General features: G+C 37.2%; 16 protein-coding genes and 4 pseudogenes. 11 read left to right on the top strand and 9 right to left on the bottom strand.

All coding sequences use genetic code 11. The annotated features are described in order from the left end of the window. Positions 1–612: 612 nt before the first annotated feature. From DKZ56_RS14445 to DKZ56_RS14420, 6 genes and pseudogenes are all read left to right on the top strand, one after another. A pseudogene (locus DKZ56_RS14445) lies at positions 613–882 on the top strand (DUF4372 domain-containing protein); the annotation flags it as partial. Between the two features lie 254 nt (positions 883–1,136). Continuing rightward, a complete protein-coding gene (locus DKZ56_RS14440) occupies positions 1,137–1,547 on the top strand; it encodes an RrF2 family transcriptional regulator (RefSeq protein ID WP_015374305.1) in 411 nt (136 codons plus the stop codon). Between the two features lie 115 nt (positions 1,548–1,662). Then, the gene (mnmA, locus tag DKZ56_RS14435; protein ID WP_208650594.1) at positions 1,663–2,775 is read left to right on the top strand and encodes a tRNA 2-thiouridine(34) synthase MnmA; all 1,113 of its coding nucleotides are present in this window, start codon (positions 1,663–1,665) and stop codon (positions 2,773–2,775) included. 224 nt (positions 2,776–2,999) lie between these two features. Then, the gene (locus DKZ56_RS14430; RefSeq protein ID WP_208650593.1) at positions 3,000–3,944 is read left to right on the top strand and encodes an LLM class oxidoreductase; all 945 of its coding nucleotides are present in this window, start codon (positions 3,000–3,002) and stop codon (positions 3,942–3,944) included. Positions 3,945–4,006: 62 nt separating this feature from the next. Further along, entirely contained in the window at positions 4,007–4,651 is a 645-nt protein-coding gene (locus DKZ56_RS14425; protein WP_208650592.1) for an SDR family oxidoreductase, read from the top strand. 111 nt (positions 4,652–4,762) lie between these two features. Then, a complete protein-coding gene (locus tag DKZ56_RS14420; protein WP_245989509.1) occupies positions 4,763–5,506 on the top strand; it encodes a sugar phosphate isomerase/epimerase family protein in 744 nt (247 codons plus the stop codon). 336 nt (positions 5,507–5,842) lie between these two features. Here the strand turns inward: DKZ56_RS14420 and DKZ56_RS15640 are convergent. Beyond that, positions 5,843–6,092, bottom strand: a pseudogene (locus tag DKZ56_RS15640) (transposase); the annotation flags it as partial. 190 nt (positions 6,093–6,282) lie between these two features. On the opposite strand from DKZ56_RS15640, the gene DKZ56_RS16020 reads away from it, so the two are divergent. Next, entirely contained in the window at positions 6,283–6,393 is a 111-nt protein-coding gene (locus DKZ56_RS16020; RefSeq protein ID WP_425471056.1) for a hypothetical protein, read from the top strand. Here DKZ56_RS16020 and istA read toward each other — a convergent pair. The 4 genes and pseudogenes from istA to DKZ56_RS14390 form a co-directional block, all read right to left on the bottom strand. Next, positions 6,343–7,059 (bottom strand): annotated as a pseudogene (istA, locus tag DKZ56_RS14405) (IS21 family transposase); the annotation flags it as partial. The gene DKZ56_RS16020 and the pseudogene istA sit on opposite strands and share 51 nt — an antisense overlap. Positions 7,060–7,283: 224 nt before the next feature. Then, the gene (locus DKZ56_RS14400; protein WP_208650589.1) at positions 7,284–7,502 is read right to left on the bottom strand and encodes a hypothetical protein; all 219 of its coding nucleotides are present in this window, start codon (positions 7,500–7,502) and stop codon (positions 7,284–7,286) included. A gap of 143 nt (positions 7,503–7,645) precedes the next feature. Then, positions 7,646–9,217 carry a hypothetical protein gene (locus DKZ56_RS14395; protein WP_208650588.1) on the bottom strand — a complete coding sequence of 524 codons (1,572 nt, stop codon included), beginning with the start codon at positions 9,215–9,217 and terminating at the stop codon, positions 7,646–7,648. After that, positions 9,214–9,549, bottom strand: a complete 336-nt coding sequence (locus DKZ56_RS14390) for a hypothetical protein (protein ID WP_208650587.1) — start codon at positions 9,547–9,549, stop codon at positions 9,214–9,216. The genes DKZ56_RS14395 and DKZ56_RS14390 overlap by 4 nt, the downstream gene beginning before the upstream one ends. A 352-nt stretch (positions 9,550–9,901) precedes the next feature. Between DKZ56_RS14390 and DKZ56_RS15385 the strand changes: the two genes are divergently transcribed. The 3 genes from DKZ56_RS15385 to DKZ56_RS14380 all read left to right on the top strand — a co-directional run bounded on the left by DKZ56_RS15385 (position 9,902) and on the right by DKZ56_RS14380 (position 13,532). Continuing rightward, positions 9,902–10,201, top strand: a complete 300-nt coding sequence (locus tag DKZ56_RS15385) for a transposase family protein (RefSeq protein WP_222837120.1) — start codon at positions 9,902–9,904, stop codon at positions 10,199–10,201. Between the two features lie 12 nt (positions 10,202–10,213). Further along, on the top strand, positions 10,214–10,810 hold the full coding sequence (locus DKZ56_RS15380) for a transposase (RefSeq protein ID WP_222837119.1): 597 nt from the start codon (positions 10,214–10,216) through the stop codon (positions 10,808–10,810). 880 nt (positions 10,811–11,690) lie between these two features. Continuing rightward, on the top strand, positions 11,691–13,532 hold the full coding sequence (locus tag DKZ56_RS14380) for a hypothetical protein (protein WP_208650586.1): 1,842 nt from the start codon (positions 11,691–11,693) through the stop codon (positions 13,530–13,532). Positions 13,533–13,780: 248 nt separating this feature from the next. Here the strand turns inward: DKZ56_RS14380 and DKZ56_RS14375 are convergent, their stop codons facing one another. From DKZ56_RS14375 to DKZ56_RS14365, 3 genes are all read right to left on the bottom strand, one after another. Continuing rightward, complete coding sequence (locus DKZ56_RS14375; RefSeq protein ID WP_208650585.1) at positions 13,781–14,032, bottom strand: helix-turn-helix domain-containing protein; 252 nt, start codon at positions 14,030–14,032, stop codon at positions 13,781–13,783. A 583-nt stretch (positions 14,033–14,615) separates the two neighbouring features. Then, on the bottom strand, positions 14,616–14,936 hold the full coding sequence (locus tag DKZ56_RS14370) for a transposase (protein WP_245989507.1): 321 nt from the start codon (positions 14,934–14,936) through the stop codon (positions 14,616–14,618). 724 nt (positions 14,937–15,660) lie between these two features. Continuing rightward, a complete protein-coding gene (locus tag DKZ56_RS14365; RefSeq protein WP_208650584.1) occupies positions 15,661–15,855 on the bottom strand; it encodes a hypothetical protein in 195 nt (64 codons plus the stop codon). 802 nt (positions 15,856–16,657) lie between these two features. On the opposite strand from DKZ56_RS14365, the pseudogene DKZ56_RS14360 reads away from it, so the two are divergent. After that, a pseudogene (locus DKZ56_RS14360) lies at positions 16,658–17,038 on the top strand (ATP-binding protein); the annotation flags it as partial. A gap of 720 nt (positions 17,039–17,758) precedes the next feature. On the opposite strand, the gene DKZ56_RS14355 reads toward DKZ56_RS14360, so the two are convergent. Next, complete coding sequence (locus DKZ56_RS14355) at positions 17,759–18,103, bottom strand: hypothetical protein (protein WP_208650583.1); 345 nt, start codon at positions 18,101–18,103, stop codon at positions 17,759–17,761. Positions 18,104–18,157: the final 54 nt, after the last annotated feature.

Raw genomic sequence — 18,157 nt, 5'->3', positions numbered from 1 at the left:
TTGCTGTTTTTGGTAAACCCAGGAGCTCGATAAATAGAAGAATAGTATACTTCATCGTTTTGGCATCCAATTAGACGGCTGCATCGTAAACTGTGGCAAAGGGAAAATGGATTTTATCCACATACATTGAGTGTCCTAGTCAAAGGTTGAGATACATTTGTTGAGGGATTTAATCAAACTATTTCTAAAAATCAAAAATGATCTAACATAAATATTAAAAGAGAAGGTATTAGAGTTATAAGTAACATATTTAACACAAACTTTATGTTTTGACATAAAATACACGAATATCATTTTTATCCAAATTTTCCCTCGTAGCGAAGAGATACTTTATATGAAAATGTCTGGTTTCAAATTTATTGCTTCCTCAAAATTCAGTCAGTAATTATTTAATGAGTATAGTCTTTTTACTTATTATAATTTGTAAATTATGTAAAAAAAGTAATTATTAGAAAATATAATTAGGAAATATCACTAGTGCTGCATTAATTTAATTTTAAAATGAAAAAGACTCACAATCTTCACTTATTTTATTTTGTGAAAAGAAAAAGTCCTTTATAATGGATAAGTCAGGTGGTAACCCGTCCAAATCCACTAAAAAGGACCAAACTCATGGACAAGATTACACGAAAAACTTCATTTGGACAATGGTTTTCGCCAATAAATCTTCAATTATTTGAAGAACTGATGAAAACGATGAAATTAGATTACTATACGAAAAAATTAACGACAGAGCCATTTCTAAAATTACTGCTTTTTGCGCAATTGGAAGAAATCGAAAGTCTCCATGCGCTAAGCGATTGCCTTTTTGATGACCAACTTCAAAAAGGGGTCGACCTTCATTCTATTAGTATTTCACAGTTGTCACGGCGATTAAATGGAAGAACGGAAATTCTTCTTTAATCTGTGGTGCCACGAAGCGATGGGCTAATGGGATAGTTTAGTTGAAAAAGGGGAGAATTGTACAAGGAGACAGAATATTACAAGTAAAAAGCTTTCGGGGGAAGTGTGAAGATGAAAATTGAAGATATATATAATGATTTACCAACACTCGAAACGGAAGGACTTTAGAAATTATTTGCAATTGACAATATCAACTGTAATCATTATTATTACAGTTAGGAGGAAGGTTCATTATGAATAGCGATTTTTCGATTGCCGTTCACTGCGTCGCTTACCTGGCCCAAAAGCAAAGCCAACGAGTGACCAGTGAAGACATTGCCCAAAGTGTTTCTGTCCACCCAGCAAGATTAAGGAAAATTTTGAGCATATTAAGGAAAGAAAATATTATTACTTCTAAAGAAGGGGCAAAAGGCGGATTCTCTTTAAACGATTCACCGGAACATATTACGTTAGACAAAATATTTAAAATCACTAGTGAGGAAACGCTTGTACCGAAATGCCCTGATTCCAATGAGAATTGTCCAATAGGCAGAAACCTATCAAATATACTCATTCGCGTTTTTCACAATGCGGAAGAACACTTTTTAAATTATTTAAAAGGTGTAACGATCAAAGATATCATTGATGAAATCAATAGTAGTTAGGTTTTCATGCCTGAAACAAAAGTACGACTAATGTTTTTATGTTCGTTATGCTCCATCAATTTTTTTTAAACATAACTGTAACAAAAAATATTTCAGTTTAAGAAGGTGAATAAGGTTGAAGAAAAAACGGGTTGTCGTTGGAATGTCGGGTGGGGTTGATTCCTCTGTGGCAGCCTACCTTTTAAAACAAGAGGGGTATGACGTCATCGGTGTATTTATGAAAAATTGGGATGACACCAATGACGATGGTGTATGTACAGCAACGGAAGATTACGAAGATGTTAAGAGAGTTGCCAATCAACTCGGGATTCCTTATTACAGTGTGAACTTCGAAAAAGAATATTGGGATCGTGTGTTTACGTACTTTATAGATGAGTTGAAACGGGGACGAACACCAAATCCAGATGTTTTATGCAATACAGAAATTAAGTTTAAAGCATTTGTTGACTACGCTCTTTCACTAGATGCTGATTATATCGCGACAGGCCATTACGCAAGAATCAGCAGAGAAAATGGCCAAATCGCCTTATTGCGTGGAAAAGATCCCAATAAAGATCAAACGTATTTTCTTAGCCAATTAACAGCAGAGCATTTGTCAAAAGTCCTGTTTCCTATTGGAGAATTAACGAAAGATGAAGTACGAAAAATCGCTCAAGAATTGAACCTTGTTACCGCCAGTAAAAAAGATAGTACAGGAATCTGTTTTATTGGGGAACGAAATTTCAAAAGCTTTTTAAAGAATTATTTACCGGCACAGCCCGGAGAAATTCGTTCTCTAGATGGAGAAGTGCTAGGTACTCATGATGGGTTGATGTACTATACGATTGGCCAACGAAAAGGACTTGGAATCGGTGGAAAAGGAACAGGGGAACCTTGGTATGTCGTCGATAAAGATTTAGAAAACAACGTTTTACTCGTCGCTCAAGGTAAAAATCATCCTGCTCTGTTTTCTACCGGTCTTATTGCATCGAACATCAGCTTTATTAACGGGGATGTTCGTCCACGTACATTTGCATGTACAGCTAAATTCAGATACCGTCAAGAAGATCAGAAAGTAACCGTTCATATTCGTCCGAATGGAACGGCTTTTGTGGAATTCGAAAAACCAGTTAAAGCCGTTACTCCAGGACAAGTAGCGGTATTTTATGACAATGATGTTTGTCTTGGCAGTGCGATTATTGACGAAGTGATAAAAATGGATGCTTCAACTGCCACTGCGGCATCTTAAAACAATACACTATTTGACTATAGAATGACACCCTGTATGCACGCTATCTTGTCAGGAATAATAAGTGCTGTGATAAGGAATAAATCTCGGGGAATTTTATCGGCTATCATACAAAGAGTAACTACAAAACATCATACTGAATCATCTTTAAGATATTTTATGTTTTGATGGAACGTTTTTCTAGATACAACGAAATTAAAAAATAATTGGAAGGTAGATGTGAAATGGAAAAATTTAAAAATCACAAAGGGTATTCACGCATGTATCAAGAAAACAAACTAACTTTAGGATTGTTCTTTCCGATTGAATCGTATATGGGCGATGTCCCTGAGATGAATATAGAAAAGCAAATGAAGTTAGCCAAACGAGCAGAAGAACTCAATTTCGCTTCATTATTTGTGAGAGATGTACCGTTGCGCGATCCTAATTTCGGGGATGTCGGGCAAATATATGACCCGTTTACGTATTTAGGGTATGTTGCTGCCAACACAGAAAAGATTGCCTTGGGAACGGGAAGTATTATTTTAACATTGCGCCATCCTCTTCATGTCGCAAAAGCGGCGGCTTCTGTAGACAGATTATCTGGTGAAAGACTTATTCTCGGTGTCGCAACAGGTGACCGTCCAATCGAGTTTCCAGCGTTCGCTGTGAATCCAGAAGATCGGAGCGAATTATTCCGAGAAGCAGTGGCTGTCATAAGAAAAGCATGGAAAGAGCATTTTCCGACCATTGACTCTGCACGAGTTCATCTAGCCAATGGAGATCTTTTACCAAAACCGAAATTGTCAGACATCCCATTAATGGTGACAGGTCACAGCGGACAGTCTCCTGAATGGATTGCTGAGAATAGTGATGGTTGGATTTACTATCCACGCGGATTCAAATTTCAAAAAATGTTAATTGATAATTGGCGTTCGTTAACAGACGAATTTAAGCCGTTTACCCAATCGCTTTATATTGATTTGACGGAAGACCCAAATCATGTACCAATCCCGATTCATCTTGGATTCCGTACGGGGCGAAATTTCGTTATCGAATTTCTTGCAGCTTTACAGGATGCAGGTGTGAACCATGTCATCATCAACTTAAAATATGGCCAACGCCCAGTAGAAGAAGTGATCGAAGAATTAGGTGAATTTGTGCTTCCACACTTTCCGGCTTTATCATGATGAGAACAATCCATTTGGTTGATAACCTTTAAAGACGTAAATATAAGAAAGGGAGGATGCGTATGAAAGTTTTGGTCATTGGTGCCAACGGAAAAGTAGGCCAACAAGTGGTGAGCATGCTTCATGCGCATGAACGGCACACCGTTCGTGCAATGGTTCGAAAACAAGAGCAATTGGAGGCTTTTCAGAAAAAAGGAATTGAAGCGGTGCTCGCTGATCTTGAAGGCACTGTCGATGAAATTGCCGAAGCAGCCAAAGGCTGTGACGCGATTGTATTCTCTGCCGGTTCAGGTGGACACACAGGAGCGGATAAGACATTGCTTGTCGATTTAGACGGTGCCGTAAAAGCGATGGAAGCTGCAGAAAAAGTCGGAATTAAACGATTTGTCATGGTGAGCTCATTCCAGGCCCACAACCGTGAGAACTGGCCAGAAAACCTCAAACCTTATTATGTCGCTAAACATTATGCTGACCGTATGTTAATGAATAGTGGTTTAAATTATACGATTATTCGTCCTGGATATCTTCTTAATGAAAAAGGAACAGGGTTGGTTACTGTAGCAGAAAAATTAAATGTCGGGAGCATTCCACGTGAAGATGTAGCAAGAACAATCGTTCAATCTCTTGATGAACCAAATACGTATAAAAAAGCATTCGATTTAATGTCAGGGGATACAGAGATTGCGGAAGCATTGAAATCACTGTAATGAAGCATTCATCCGAAGGGAGAATTTAGAAACATGGCTTACAAATTTTATGCAATGGATTTTGCTTTTTATAACTCCATGGGCATTTATAGCTTTGAAGCTCGGTGTGAAATGCTAAAAGAGATCGGGTATGATGCGACCCATTTATCCGTCTGGCACGGAGAACGGTGGAGAGATGTAGAGAAGCTGAAAAACGTTAAGGAGAAATATGGACTGGATGTCGCTGGCGTGTACGTTGTGTTAGACCTTTCATTAGGTGAGGACCATCCAAGAAATACAGGTATTTTAAAAATGCTGGAGATCATGGAAGGATGCTCCACGGTCGAGCTGGCGATTCAATCTGTCGGACATCATATACGCCCTTCAGACCCTAAAGGGGACGACATCGCTGTGAAGTGGCTGGAAAAAGCACTAAAGATTGCTGAACGAAGAAACATTAATATCTTGCTTTACACACACTTATCATTCTGGGTTGAACGCCATGAAGATGCAGTAAGACTTTGCAAGCGTCTCAATCATCCTAATCTCGGCGCAGTCGATGGAACAAACCTATTAGGTACGCTTAGAGCGGTATCCCCTTACTTAAAACAAGTAAACATTTCTGGCAGCCGCCGAGATCCTCACGGTTTTGGGGGAGTGGCGACAATCGAGCCTTTGGATGTCGGAGAGTTAGATAATTTTGCGTTGCTTGGACAGCTTAAAAAGATGGGCTATAATGGGATGATTGGCTACCAAGGTTGGGGTGAAGGAGGCGACGCTTACAGCAAGCTAAGCCGTTCACTCAAAGCGTTCCGCGATATGGAGCGTAGACTTGAGGCACACCCACATTGGGCGGATTTAAGATTAACTCCATAATCATTCCTTCATCCGCTCCTTTGATTGACTCGTTTAAAGGATACAGGTTGGCTAAATAATAATACCTGTCAAATAGATACGTATAAAAGAGTGAACCTTATGCGGCAAGAGTTCGGCATTCCACCGGACTCTTGCCGTATTTGTGCGCCCGGCATGTACATGAACTATAGGGTGTAAGTCCCGAACCCCGAAGACAGAAGTAGAGGTTAGCCAAGAGCAAGGGTGTCCGTGGTGACGCGGAATGGTCCCAGGAGCTGTTCGACCTTCCTTCACTTCTACTATAAAAAAATAGTAGCACAAACCTTGGCCTAGGTCTGTACTACTAATGTTAGTATGTTTTTCAACCGTTTGACGTCGAATCGGAATATGAGTGGCATCCAAGTAAATGCACACATAGCGTTCTTCGAGCTTTCGTTCATGGAAAGCCTGCACGTCTTCAGAAACAAGTTGTTAAGTTCGAAACCGTTTGTTTGGAATAGTGATGTCCATACATCCGCTCGATGAGATGAGCAATTTCATTTGTCGTAATCCCTTTTTCATAAAGGTGAATGACAAACTGTTCTAGCGTATCATTGGAACGCTTATAAGGTAAGCGTCAAATCTTGCACACCTTCTTGATGTGCTAATTTCATGAGATAATCTCCTCAAGATGAAATTGAAGGAGGTTTTTTTATGCCTAAGAATCCTGAATTACGAAAGGTTTGGGAACAACGAATCGCTGACTATCGTAAAAGCGTCAAACTCAAGTAAACTGGTGCAAGGAAAATCAATGGAGTATTCACCAGTTTAAATACTGGTTAAGAAAAATTGAAAATCCAATAAAAAATCAAGGAAATTTCATTTCCGCTGGCTGGGTTGCAGAACTCGCATTCAAAGCCATAATGTAAAACGAATCGTTGAAATGTCTCTGTCAATTCTCTTTCTCCGTTTGGCAAGATCGTTTTTACTGCAGGGGAGAGATTATCAAAACGAATGACCCTTGGAACCCTTCCCATATAGTGAAAGATTCGTTTTAATCCTTCCAAGAAACATTCTTGATTTTGAGCTGGCATGACTTGCACATAGGCCGCATTACTGTAAGGGAATGAAACGACCAGGTAAGGAAAATCGACGTATTTCCCCTGATAGAGAAAAGGAGCTTCTCCAAAATCAACTTGAGCCGTTGCAGGTTTCGATTCTAAAGGTAACGCAGCTGATTCACTTTGTTCGAGCAGTTCTTGTTTTCTTTTTGATACATAGAGCCGAACAGAACGATCTGAACCTGTAAATCCATATTCTTCTTTTAAGATTTCATACATTCGTTTCGCAGTTCTTCGATATTTTTTCTTCTTTGTCAAGTCCTCTTTAATCCATTGTTCCAATATCGGTTTCACTGGATCCATCACTTTCGCTTTTCTCGTTTGTTTAACTTTTGAGGGATTGAAGTCTTCCATTTCCGCATACTTCTTCACTGTTCTTGGATCACGATTCATTCTTTTGGCAATATCGGAATAGGAACATCCTTTTTGGTTTGCTTCATATCTGATATAATGAATTTCAGCCACTGCTAACATCTCCTTGAATACCTCCCGTTTAACTGTTTTGTCCAACTAGGAGGGTAGTGTATTTGGGGAATGTTGGCAAGTGGTTTTTTGTTTTATAGGACCTGCATAAATTAATTGCCAAACGTTACATTTTTAGGGCTCTTACGCAATCTTGGTGATAGGGAGGGAGTAATTGAGAAAATCAGTGTGCAAATAGAATTTTTTAGCTTCTCATTCTCAATTATCTCGACTTTTCACCAAAAGAATGTAAGAGCCATTTTTAGTTTGCCATAAACACCGTTCGTATATATATGAGAAGGATGAGAAACCTCTTGTTTTTGCGTTGTTATTTCTTTTGAAACAGCATTACTTGTTGTTTTATCTTTTTTTGGAGGGGTTGAATCATTTGAATAAGCTATTAATAAAAACAATGTAACGGATGAAATTAATATTCCTTTGAGTAGACGTTTCATTGCATAATTCCCTCCTTAATTATAAGAACATTCGTTCCTTTAGTCTATTTTAATCCATCTATCATCCTCTCTCAACCACCAATCCTTCGACAAACTTCGGGGCGTGACAGGCACGCATCCCATTCGGAACGTGATATCTTTTCTCACTTCCACTCAAGCAACTGTTTCACTTTTTCTACAGAAGCGCGTCCGTGACGAAGAAACACCGCTGGCACTCCGGCTCCGTACAATCGGACGTTTTCTTCGCCAAAAATATTGCTTACTCGTTCGCATAAGCTGTTGAGGGAATGATCGAACTTGTATGTTTTCCACTGCCCACAATCGAGCCATTTGTCCGGTAAACCGCGTTGAAAGTTGACGATTGAGCATTTCACTGTCCCATCTTTTTTGCGCGCTGACAAAATGGTACGATATAAGAAATCGTCCTCCGGAAGTGAATAGCCGAGTAAAATGATATGCTTCGCGTTTTCAATCGCCACTTTCATATCACGCTGAATTTCTTCCAAAAACGGCGGATGTTGCTCTTTCAACTGCGTTTGCATAATCATTGCGGTATGATGCGATTCGGTCATTTGCCCGCAATGTACGCATTGAATCGCATCAAAAATCCCTTCTCGGTGAGCGGCCATTTCTTCCTCCGAACGCGGACGACCGTACGACAACGACGGCAACAACATCGGCGGAAACAACGTCTCGGAATAAACGCTCCACTCATCCCCTAAATACACCGTCAATTTTCCACAGTTTGGACATTCACGAAATCCGTAGCACCCGTGCGGAAAATAAAATTTCCCAACGCGTACTCTCCTACCAGGATTGTACTCTGGATCATTCAAACGTTGAACGACTGTCTCATTAAACGGAAACCATGGAGCCGGTTTTTTTCCATCGATTCGTCTCACCGCCATAAAATGCGCCAAATCGTGAAACAGTTTCAGCCGATTGCCAAACCGATCGATCGGAACCGCTGAGTACGAATGATTTAACTCCCGATGCGCGTTAAAAAGAAACCATAGCAGCAACGGATCCCAGTTCATGCTGATGACAGCGTAACTGAACAAATAAAATTGGCGCTCTGTCAACGGAACATTATGTCTCGCCCGTTCCTTCCCTTCTTGTTGCATCAGCTGCCCTAAAATGTAGGCAAACTGGAAATATTGGCAGATTTCGTTTCTGCGATGCCGCAACATCGCGCGATAATCGAGCGCATGTACAATACCGATCAACATGTTTAACGTACGGCGCGCCACGATCAACTCCTCCGGCTGAATAAAGCGGCCGTTTACCGCAAACCCTTGTCCGCTTTTTATATGAAGATCGATCAAATTATAACAATCTTGCAACGAAAAATGCCCATTATGAACGCCAGGACAGCGCCGCATCACTTCTCGGGTCACCGTCCAGTTGTACAGCCGTTTAAGCTCGCTTACCCGCTTCTTGGAAAACCGTAATGTTCGCATCGCTTCGTCCCGATCGCCATCTTCCCCAAGCAAAACGAGCAGCGCTGCCAGCTCCGCGCGCACCCGTTTATCCGCTTGGGGAAACTCGTCTTTCACTCGTTGCTGCACTTGCCGCTTCCCATTAATCCCTGCCAAACGAAAAATGACTCGAGCCAGCTGTTCTGTCGTCTTGATCCCTAAACTAGCCGTCGCTCCAGCTCCCCAAAAGATGACTGTTTCAGGCCAAAACGGTTGAAACGATTTCAACTGTTTCATGAATAAAACTCCAATCCGACGACAACATACATGCCATTTTTCCTCTTTTCTAAATACACCACCACCTCTTTCTCATGCTTATACGCCTCAAATAAATAAGAAAACAGCCGATCATTCTCGTCATTCTCGATTTTTACATGAATCATATCTTTTAACGGCTCAATCGTTTTATCAAACAAACCGACAGCAACTTTCTTTCCATTGTGATCCGTTCCAGGCAACAAATAATCATGCAAATAAGCATCCTGGCAAACTCGTAACGTCGCTCGATTTTCCCCATAAACAATCCCAATCCGCTCCACCGTTACTTTCGTTTTGATCGTTTTACACATACATAAACTCCTTTCCACATCGTTTCATCTTCCATTATTCGACAAATATCGCCTAAATCCTTCATCATTTTCCCAACATGCCATGAATATGTAAAACGTAACGAGCAAAAAAATCGGCATTTCCAGTATGGAAGCAGATCGGGTAATTCGATGGCAATGTCCTGATTGTAAAGGAGAATGGGAGCGGGAGTAGTGAAGGAGAAGTGCGTAAAGCTTCTCCTTTTGGCTCTATAATATTTGGTGTTGGTGAGTATAAACCAGCACCAATTTTTTTGAACAAAAAAATGAGACATGTGACAAACTCTGGTAAAATGTAATCGACCAAAACCACATTTACAAGGAGTTGTGTCACATGTCTCACCATCATTCTATACGAAACCTACTCAATATAAAAGATAAAAATATCACATTTGATGAAAATTTTTGTGCAGAAGAACTCATTAAAGGGGTCCAATCAAAAGTCTTTTATGGACAATTCACTTACCAACCAAAAGCGTGCTATGCTTGTGGACATGTCTTCGATGATCAAATCATTAAACACGGTTTTAAAACGTCTCTCATTAAAATGCCTAGTGTTTCAGGTTTTCATACCTATTTAAAATTGCGTAAACAGCGTTATTTCTGTAAACATGGTCATGCCACGTTTACTTGAAAAACGAGCGTCGTGGCTAAAAACTGTTGCATTTCCAACAATACCAAAGTATCAATTGCTTTTAACGCCAAAGATAAAATCTCCGAAAAAGATATTGCGATGAAACATCATGTTTCTCATGCCACTGTCAGTCGAGTCATTGACAGCTTTTATATCTACTATCAACCAAATGTTCACTACCTTCCAAAGCATTTGTGTTTTGATGAGTTTAAATCAGTGAAATCCGCAGCTGGAGCGATGTCCTTTATTTTCTGCGACTCTGAAACGGGGGAGATTGTGGATATCGTGGAGGACCGGAGATTACCTGTCCTCAAAGATTTCTTACGGTATTCCAAGAAGGCGAGAGATGCGGTAAAAACGATTGTCATCGATATGTACAGCCCTTATATTTCCTTAATCCAAGAAGTTTTCCCTAAAGCGGAAATCGTACTCGACAAATTCCATATCCTCCAACTATTTAGCAGAGCTTTAAACAAAACGCGCATCAACGTCATGAATCGGGATAAAAAGAATTACAATAAATTGAAAACATACTGGAAGCTCCTTCTGAAAGATATTTATATTGATCCAAGTGCAAAAGAATTAGTTGATGCACTTAGACGAATGTAACCTTAATCAAAACATCTGAAGGACAAGCTGCAACCAATGTACTGCATAAATGGAAAAAGTAAATCACGATTTCTTAATATATAAGAATTTATGATTCACTCTAATTATTAACGCTTACACTTAATTAGTCATTTCACATTAGCTGTTCAATAATCCTTATGTACTCTATTGGCTGCCGAAGACATTAGGGAAACGAACAATATGGCTGGAGCTATACACATGGCATCATACTTTCGCAGCCAATTAAAATAACTAAGTTTTAAAAGTAAATCACTTTTTCTTAATATATTAAGGGTCTGTGATTCACTTAATTCTCTATTTGGCTGTCGAAAAAAATAAGTGAATCGAATATAACAAATGCATTGCAACATACTTAGCATTTAACTACTGCAGTCAATTCAACTAACTAGATTTTAAAGGTGAATCACCATTTCTTAATATATAAAGTCTGTGATTCATTTTTAATAATTTCTTACATGTGAACAATCAAGAAAATGCTATTGGTTTCCTAAACTTAGTGTATTATATTTGGTTGCCAAAAAAACTGGTGAAGCGAACAAAATAGATGCAGTTCAAAACATTTGGCTATACTATCCGCAATCAAATTTATCATTTAACTTTAATAAGTGAATCATTTTTCTTTATATATAAGAGTTTGTGATTCACTTAAAGTAGTAATCTCTTGCACTAAACAATCCAATTAACTTTATTCATTTGTTTAAACTAGTATTATATATTTGGTTGCTGAGGAATTTAGGCATACGTACAAAATAGGTGCTGTGCTATACAATTAGTTATACGCTCCGCAACCAAAAATCATGTATGTTTTAACATATCACACTTTCTTAATATTTGATTTACTGTTAAAGGAGGCTATACTATGAATTCTTCTTTAAATAGATTACCAAAAGATTATTTATCAACTATTCAGTTAGAAGCTGTTAAAGACATTTATAATGTACTTCTAGACTATATAAACAACTTTTTGAACTACGCAAACAATAACGTATTACTTGCCTATCCTGGGCATGGAAAAACAACTGCATTAGCTTTACTGGGTAATCAAATTTTACATGATAAACTGAAATATAATGGTTTTCTCTTTGTAGTCAAAGAAATTAGTCACATGAAAGCACTTAATAAAATTTTACCGTTGGAAGAAAATAAAGTGCTTTATGTATCACACGAAAACTTAAGTGAAGTAAGAGAAAAAATAAAACAAAGCCAAATCGTTATTATTACTCACGCACGCTTTAAAGAAATTGCAATTGAACATTTTAGAAAAGAAAATATCAATCTTTTCACAACATGGCGAGGTAAAAAACGAAAAGTGATTGTCGATGAAATGCCAGAGATGATTGATAGTTTTATTTATCAGGTTACTGATGATTGCCAATGGATTAATGAGTGGTTGGATGCCAATGGGAAAGTTTATAATAACGAAGATCGAGTAAAAATCCGTAACTTCATAATCAAACTTCTTAAACAAAAAATTAGTAATGAAAATGGACCGACTACGGGAAAACCAATCCTTTCAGAAATTACCGAATTAGAAGAAAAACAACTTTTGATTAATTTTTTGAGAAAAACGGAAAAGAATATCTACGAAATAATAGACTTCGAATCTCGTAATAAACTTAGATGGTTCATTCGATTGTGTCGAGAAGAAAATGTAGGATATATGGATCAAGAGGATTCATTATCGAAAAGAAATAAAAATGAGAAGAAGATCATATGCAGTAAAAAAATAAATTATGAAACGTTGCAATGCCCAATTTTAATAATGGATGGAACGGCTTTTGCCACTCCCACCCATTATCAAGATTACAACATTATTCCTTTAGATAACCGTACAAATGATGAACGACTTATTATCACTCATCATCATATTAATACATCCTATTACGCGCGGTCAAGCAGTGACAAAACCTATCAAGTAATCATTCGGGAACTAGAAAAGCTTCGTGGAAACAATCAAAATCCGTTTCTTTTGAGCTATAAGAAAGATTATGAATATTACTCAAAACACAATATCATTGACAGTGAAAGTTCAATTTATAAAGAAATAAATATCCTAACGACATCGAGTAAAAACTATTTGTCTGAATATACGGAACTGTACCTCGGAGCTTTGCCATTACGTCCGCCGTATTATTACAAAGCAGCAGCTATAGCAATGTTTGAAAAAGATGAAGAGCTACTAAATTTAAAAATGAACCATGATCATTCGGTCAAACAATGGTTTAGCGATGAGAGGATTGAAAAAATTTATCGTGAACTTGTAATAAGAGAGCTGATTCAAATCATTTATCGTAGCAATATCCGAAATTTGAATGAGACAAAAACGAAAAAGGTAAACATCTATATTGCAACAAAGCAAGTTCATTTTCTATATGAGTTAAAAGGTCTCTTTGAACGATGCGGAATGAATAAAGTGACGTTCCATTTTGATAGCAAAACAGTAATAGATAGCGACAAAGTAAAAGAAAAAGCGATAATGTATGCAAATGAATTAGTAGAAATTATTAAAAAAGAAAATATCATTTTACCCCAGCCAGTCGGCAAAATAACAAACTCAACAGCAATCAAAAACTTCATGAATCGACATTGGCTAAACTACAGAGAAGAAATCCTCTCAGCGTTTCAAATTCACGGATTAACAATCACCGAAAACAGCCGTAGTTGGAAATTGGTTGATTGGCTAACATACGAAACCCACTAACATTCCACATACACTATTAAAAATCCCCATTTTGGGGATATTTCCATTAAGAAGAAATTAAAACGTCTTTCATTTCCATTAACCTCCACCAATACCAATAATTAATTTTCAAGAACTTCGCAATTCTCAACTTTTCATTAGATTGGTTTTGGTTAACCTCTTTCTTCTTTTGCAATCAGCAAATACTCTGTTTGGAGACTATCATATATAAGGCGACAGATTAGCATGAAGCGAATTTATACTTTCATTTATTTTAAATTCCTTAATTTTTTTAAAACTTTATTATATATGTCTATTTCTATTCCAGGATCCCCAGCTTCAATTCTAGAGATTGTTTTTTGAGTAGTTTTGGCGATTTTGGCTAATTCTTGTTGCGTTAATCTATTTGTTATACGCAATTTTATGATATCTTTCCCCAATGCACTTTCAGGGCTATCCAAATACTTAGCAACAAAAGCATTTTCTCTCGCTCTTTTTTTAAGCATTTCAAATTGATCCATTTCAAGGCACCCTTTTCCATTGAAAGTTGTCTTTATCCTTTTAGATTCATTCCAATCATGCTCGTTTTTCTATTTATAATTATACCTTCCATTATGGTTGGATGTTCTGTGAAATTTGATTAAATATATTTTTTTATTTTTCTAAACGTATTTAAAATCTCATCCGAATTCGATTTCGATTTTAGATTGCAATGATGTATCCAAAATAAAACGTCTTTCATTTTCTAAATTTTGCATTTTGTAAAATCATGAATCATTTCGATTCAACTCCCTGATAACAGCTTGAAGTAATGGACGTTTGACACCGGGGTAGAAGGGGATTTTACACTGACTGGATTGAATGACGCATATTGGTATGAGTGCACCACGACTTGTTGGGGGTGGAGTTGGATCGGATTCGGATTCCAATTTGACTGGCACGATATTAAGTTTTTCTGTTGTCAAAAAAGAACACCTCCTCTATAAATGTTACTTTCATCTTACAGGGAGGTGTCATTGATTTGTAGGCGTTGTTTGATTTCGGGCTTACGTTTAACCTCAAATCACTTCTCGGAATGAGTCACGAGAACCGTCCCCGTGGATCTTATAAATAGTGTTTCGTTTCGACATTTTCACTTTTAAATCGATCTTGAAATAGATGACCTGTTGTGAAGTACTTCCAATGATAATATTGAACGTAACTCACACCGATTCGCTTCATTGTGACAGATAGTCTTTCATTTCCCTCCCTTATGAGCAAATGCACGTGATTATTCATCAAACACCAGGCATACACTTTCATTTCTACTTTTTTCTTATATTTTGTAAGGATTTCTAAAAACTTTAACCGATCTTCATCATCATGAAAAATTTCCTGCCGATTTGCGCCCCTCAACATCACGTGATAAATCCCTGTTTTACTCATTGATCTCGCCTTGCGAGGCATAGGATCACCACACTTATTTTCGTTAGTGATATATTTCTTCTATAATAGGAAATAATAAAAAATACCGCAACATACTTCCAATTTCTTCAACCATTCAAAATAAGATTTTGCTTGGAAAGTGGCTATTCAAAATCACTTTTTTAACTAGTCTATTTTTCCTAAAAGGAGTGTTAACCAACGACCAATCCTATATTTTCAAAAGAATTGAAAAAAATATTTCGAGGTGTTTTGGGGATGAAAATAGAAAAATCCTTTGTACAAGATTTTTCTTATACAAAGGATTTTAAATATTGAGAAATACTTGAAAAATTATCCAAAATGAGTCACGAGAACCGTCCCCGTGGATCAGATGGCGTGCTAGCTGGGGAAAGATCTCTTTTTAGCAGTATATTCATAAAGCGATATGTGTTGGTTAACAACTTGACACCGAGCCTCCACGGGCATGAGTCCCAAGCCAGGAAACCAGCAACACATGCTGGCTTGTCCCGCCAAGGCTATCATGCCCGCACTCGGTGTAAAGTTGTGAGTTTAATAATCTACAGCCTTCCCCATTCTTTGGGTAATGGTAAACTACTTGTCGTTTGCTGGTACACTTGTTGTCATTTGACGGTAAAATAGATGGCAGAGGTGGTACATTTCATTGGCTGCAATCACGATTGTCCTCTTTAAGAACCTTCCCCGTTAATCCATATCCGTAGACTGATTATTTTTGTTCAAGTAAATTTTTTAGTAAATTTAAATCTTTATCACTCATTGTTGGATTTTGTGCAAACAACTGAAATAGGTTATCAAAATTTGATTTATCCATATTAAGTTGTTCCGATGCCCATTCCATTGTTTTATCGATACCCTCAGTATTCATTTTTTCTAAAATTGTTTCGAATAATTCTAAACTCATTAAGATCACCACCTATTCTTTGTTTGATTAATAATACGTAGTAAATCTATTTATAGTTTCATAAAAAAAGAAAATACTTTTATAAAACCCTCTGTAATGGTTCATCCATCCATAAAAAAACGTATCCCTAATCCCCTAAAGTTTAAGGATACTATTTTTTAGTTGAATGACGATATTTGGGATGTTGATGTTCATTCAAAATGGAACACTAATTGGAACACAGCATCCCAACTTCTTCTTTAAAACGTTTGAGAGACGCTTTTCATCGACTATAGATATATTTCACCCCACTTTCTGTAATTCAATTGAAATTAAGGCTATTACCGACTTTATTTACGTTTTTATTTTCTTACACATAACCTCTCTCTTTTAATGAAAGGAAGTGATTGTCACATAAAATCAAATGACTGAGATTAAAAAAAGCACCCTTAAAGGATGCTCAATTACTATGACGGTATTTCAACTTCTACATCGATATTGTCATATTCGTCAGCTACACGACACCTACTTACTTCAAAGTCATTATCATGTTGTGGTTATGTTTTTAATTTCGTATTAAACGAGAAGGGAAAGAGCCAAAACCCTTTACCTTCCGTTTATTCCTGAAAGGAATTGTCCTCATGAATTCTTGAAATTTTATCCAAAATGAGTCACGAGAACCGTCCCCGTGGAAGTCATTGTCATGTTGTGGTTATGTTTTTGTATTGTTATTGAAAGAGAAGGTAAAGAGCCGAAACCCTTTACCTTCCATTGGTTCAGCAAAGCATCATCACTTCACCGAATGAGTCACCAGAACCGTCCCCGTGGATCTGAGCAAGGTTTTGAAGTGCGTTTTTATCGAGTTTCGCATTTAGTAGAAGAATTGGAACAGGCTCTACATGTAGGGAAATTAAAACAATTTCGAAATAAATTAGAGAAAATTGATTTAATGATATTGGATGAAATGGGTTATCTTCCTTTTGGTAAAGAAGGAGCGGAGTTACTTTTTCAAATCATTTCAGAGTTTTACGAACAAAAGAGTTTGATTATCACGTCAAATTTAGAATTTAGTCAGTGGAATCGTATTTTTTCGGATTCACGTTTAACGGCAGCTCTGGTGGATCGCCTGATTCACCACGCCCACATTATTTCTTATACGGGACAGAGCTTCCGTTTAGCCAATGCGTTGTCGAGAAAACAGTAAAAATATTGGGTGGCAACACTCTGTATTTTTCATTGCAATTCTCTGCACTTTTATCTTGCAAAATACACCACTTCCTTTATATTATTAAAAATAGAACCAAAAATGAAAAAAACCACAACACGCCATTCAACTTACCTCAAATAAGTTAATGTCATGTTGTGGATTCATTTTGTATTCAGTTAAGAAGAAGGCAAAGAGCCGAAACCCTTTACCTTCAACTTATTCCTGAAAGGAATAGTCCTCGTAAACTCTTGAAATATTATCCAAAATGAGTCACCAGAACCGTCCCCGTGGTTCATCCCATAAAAACCCACAACACGCAATCCAACTTACTTCAAATAAGTCATTGTCATGTTGTGGTTATGTTTTTAATTTCGTATTAAACGAGAAGGTAAAGAGCCAAAACCCTTTACCTTCCACTTATTCTTTAAAGGAATCGTCCTCGTCGATTATTGAAAATTTATCCAGAATGAGTCACGAGAACCGTCCCCGTGGATCATGGATCATATTTTTTTTGCACTAAAAAAAGTGCTAGACTCTGTACAAATTCATTGCACTAGTCTGCACTTTTATTATGCAATACACATCACTCTTCATTCAGAATAATATAAACAAAACCCCACAACACGCAATCTAACTTACTAAAACTAAGTGATTACCATGTTGTAGGGTTCTTTTTTGTAATTAGTTAAGAAGTGTCACGAGAACAATACTCGCGATTTATTTTAATTTTCGTTCTAATACTTCATAGATTTTACCGGTCAATATATCGTCATTTTTATGATTAATCAAATCATCTAACAATTGCTTCAACTCTTTAAAATTTTTATAAACCTCTGTGCCAACATTTGAAACAAGATGTACCTCATGACCCAATTCTAATTGTTCATAACTTGTGGCAACAAAATATTGTAACATATTCAATATAACTTCTGAATCAGAATACATTGCTGACCTATTATCAAAATCATTACCAACTTCTCCACCATTAAATACTTTAATTGCATCAAATAACTTTGTTCGGTTAATGATTACATTTTCAGATTCGACAGTATACTTCAACATAACTTAAGCCTCCTAGCTTATATCAACGTTAAAAATATTAATTAAGCCTTATAA

The sequence above is a fragment of the Ureibacillus thermophilus genome, from assembly GCF_004331915.1.
Taxonomy (GTDB): Bacteria; Bacillota; Bacilli; order Bacillales_A; family Planococcaceae; genus Ureibacillus; species Ureibacillus thermophilus.
The sequence above is the reverse complement of the archived record's forward strand: the minus strand, read 5'-3'. Positions and strand labels throughout refer to the sequence as shown.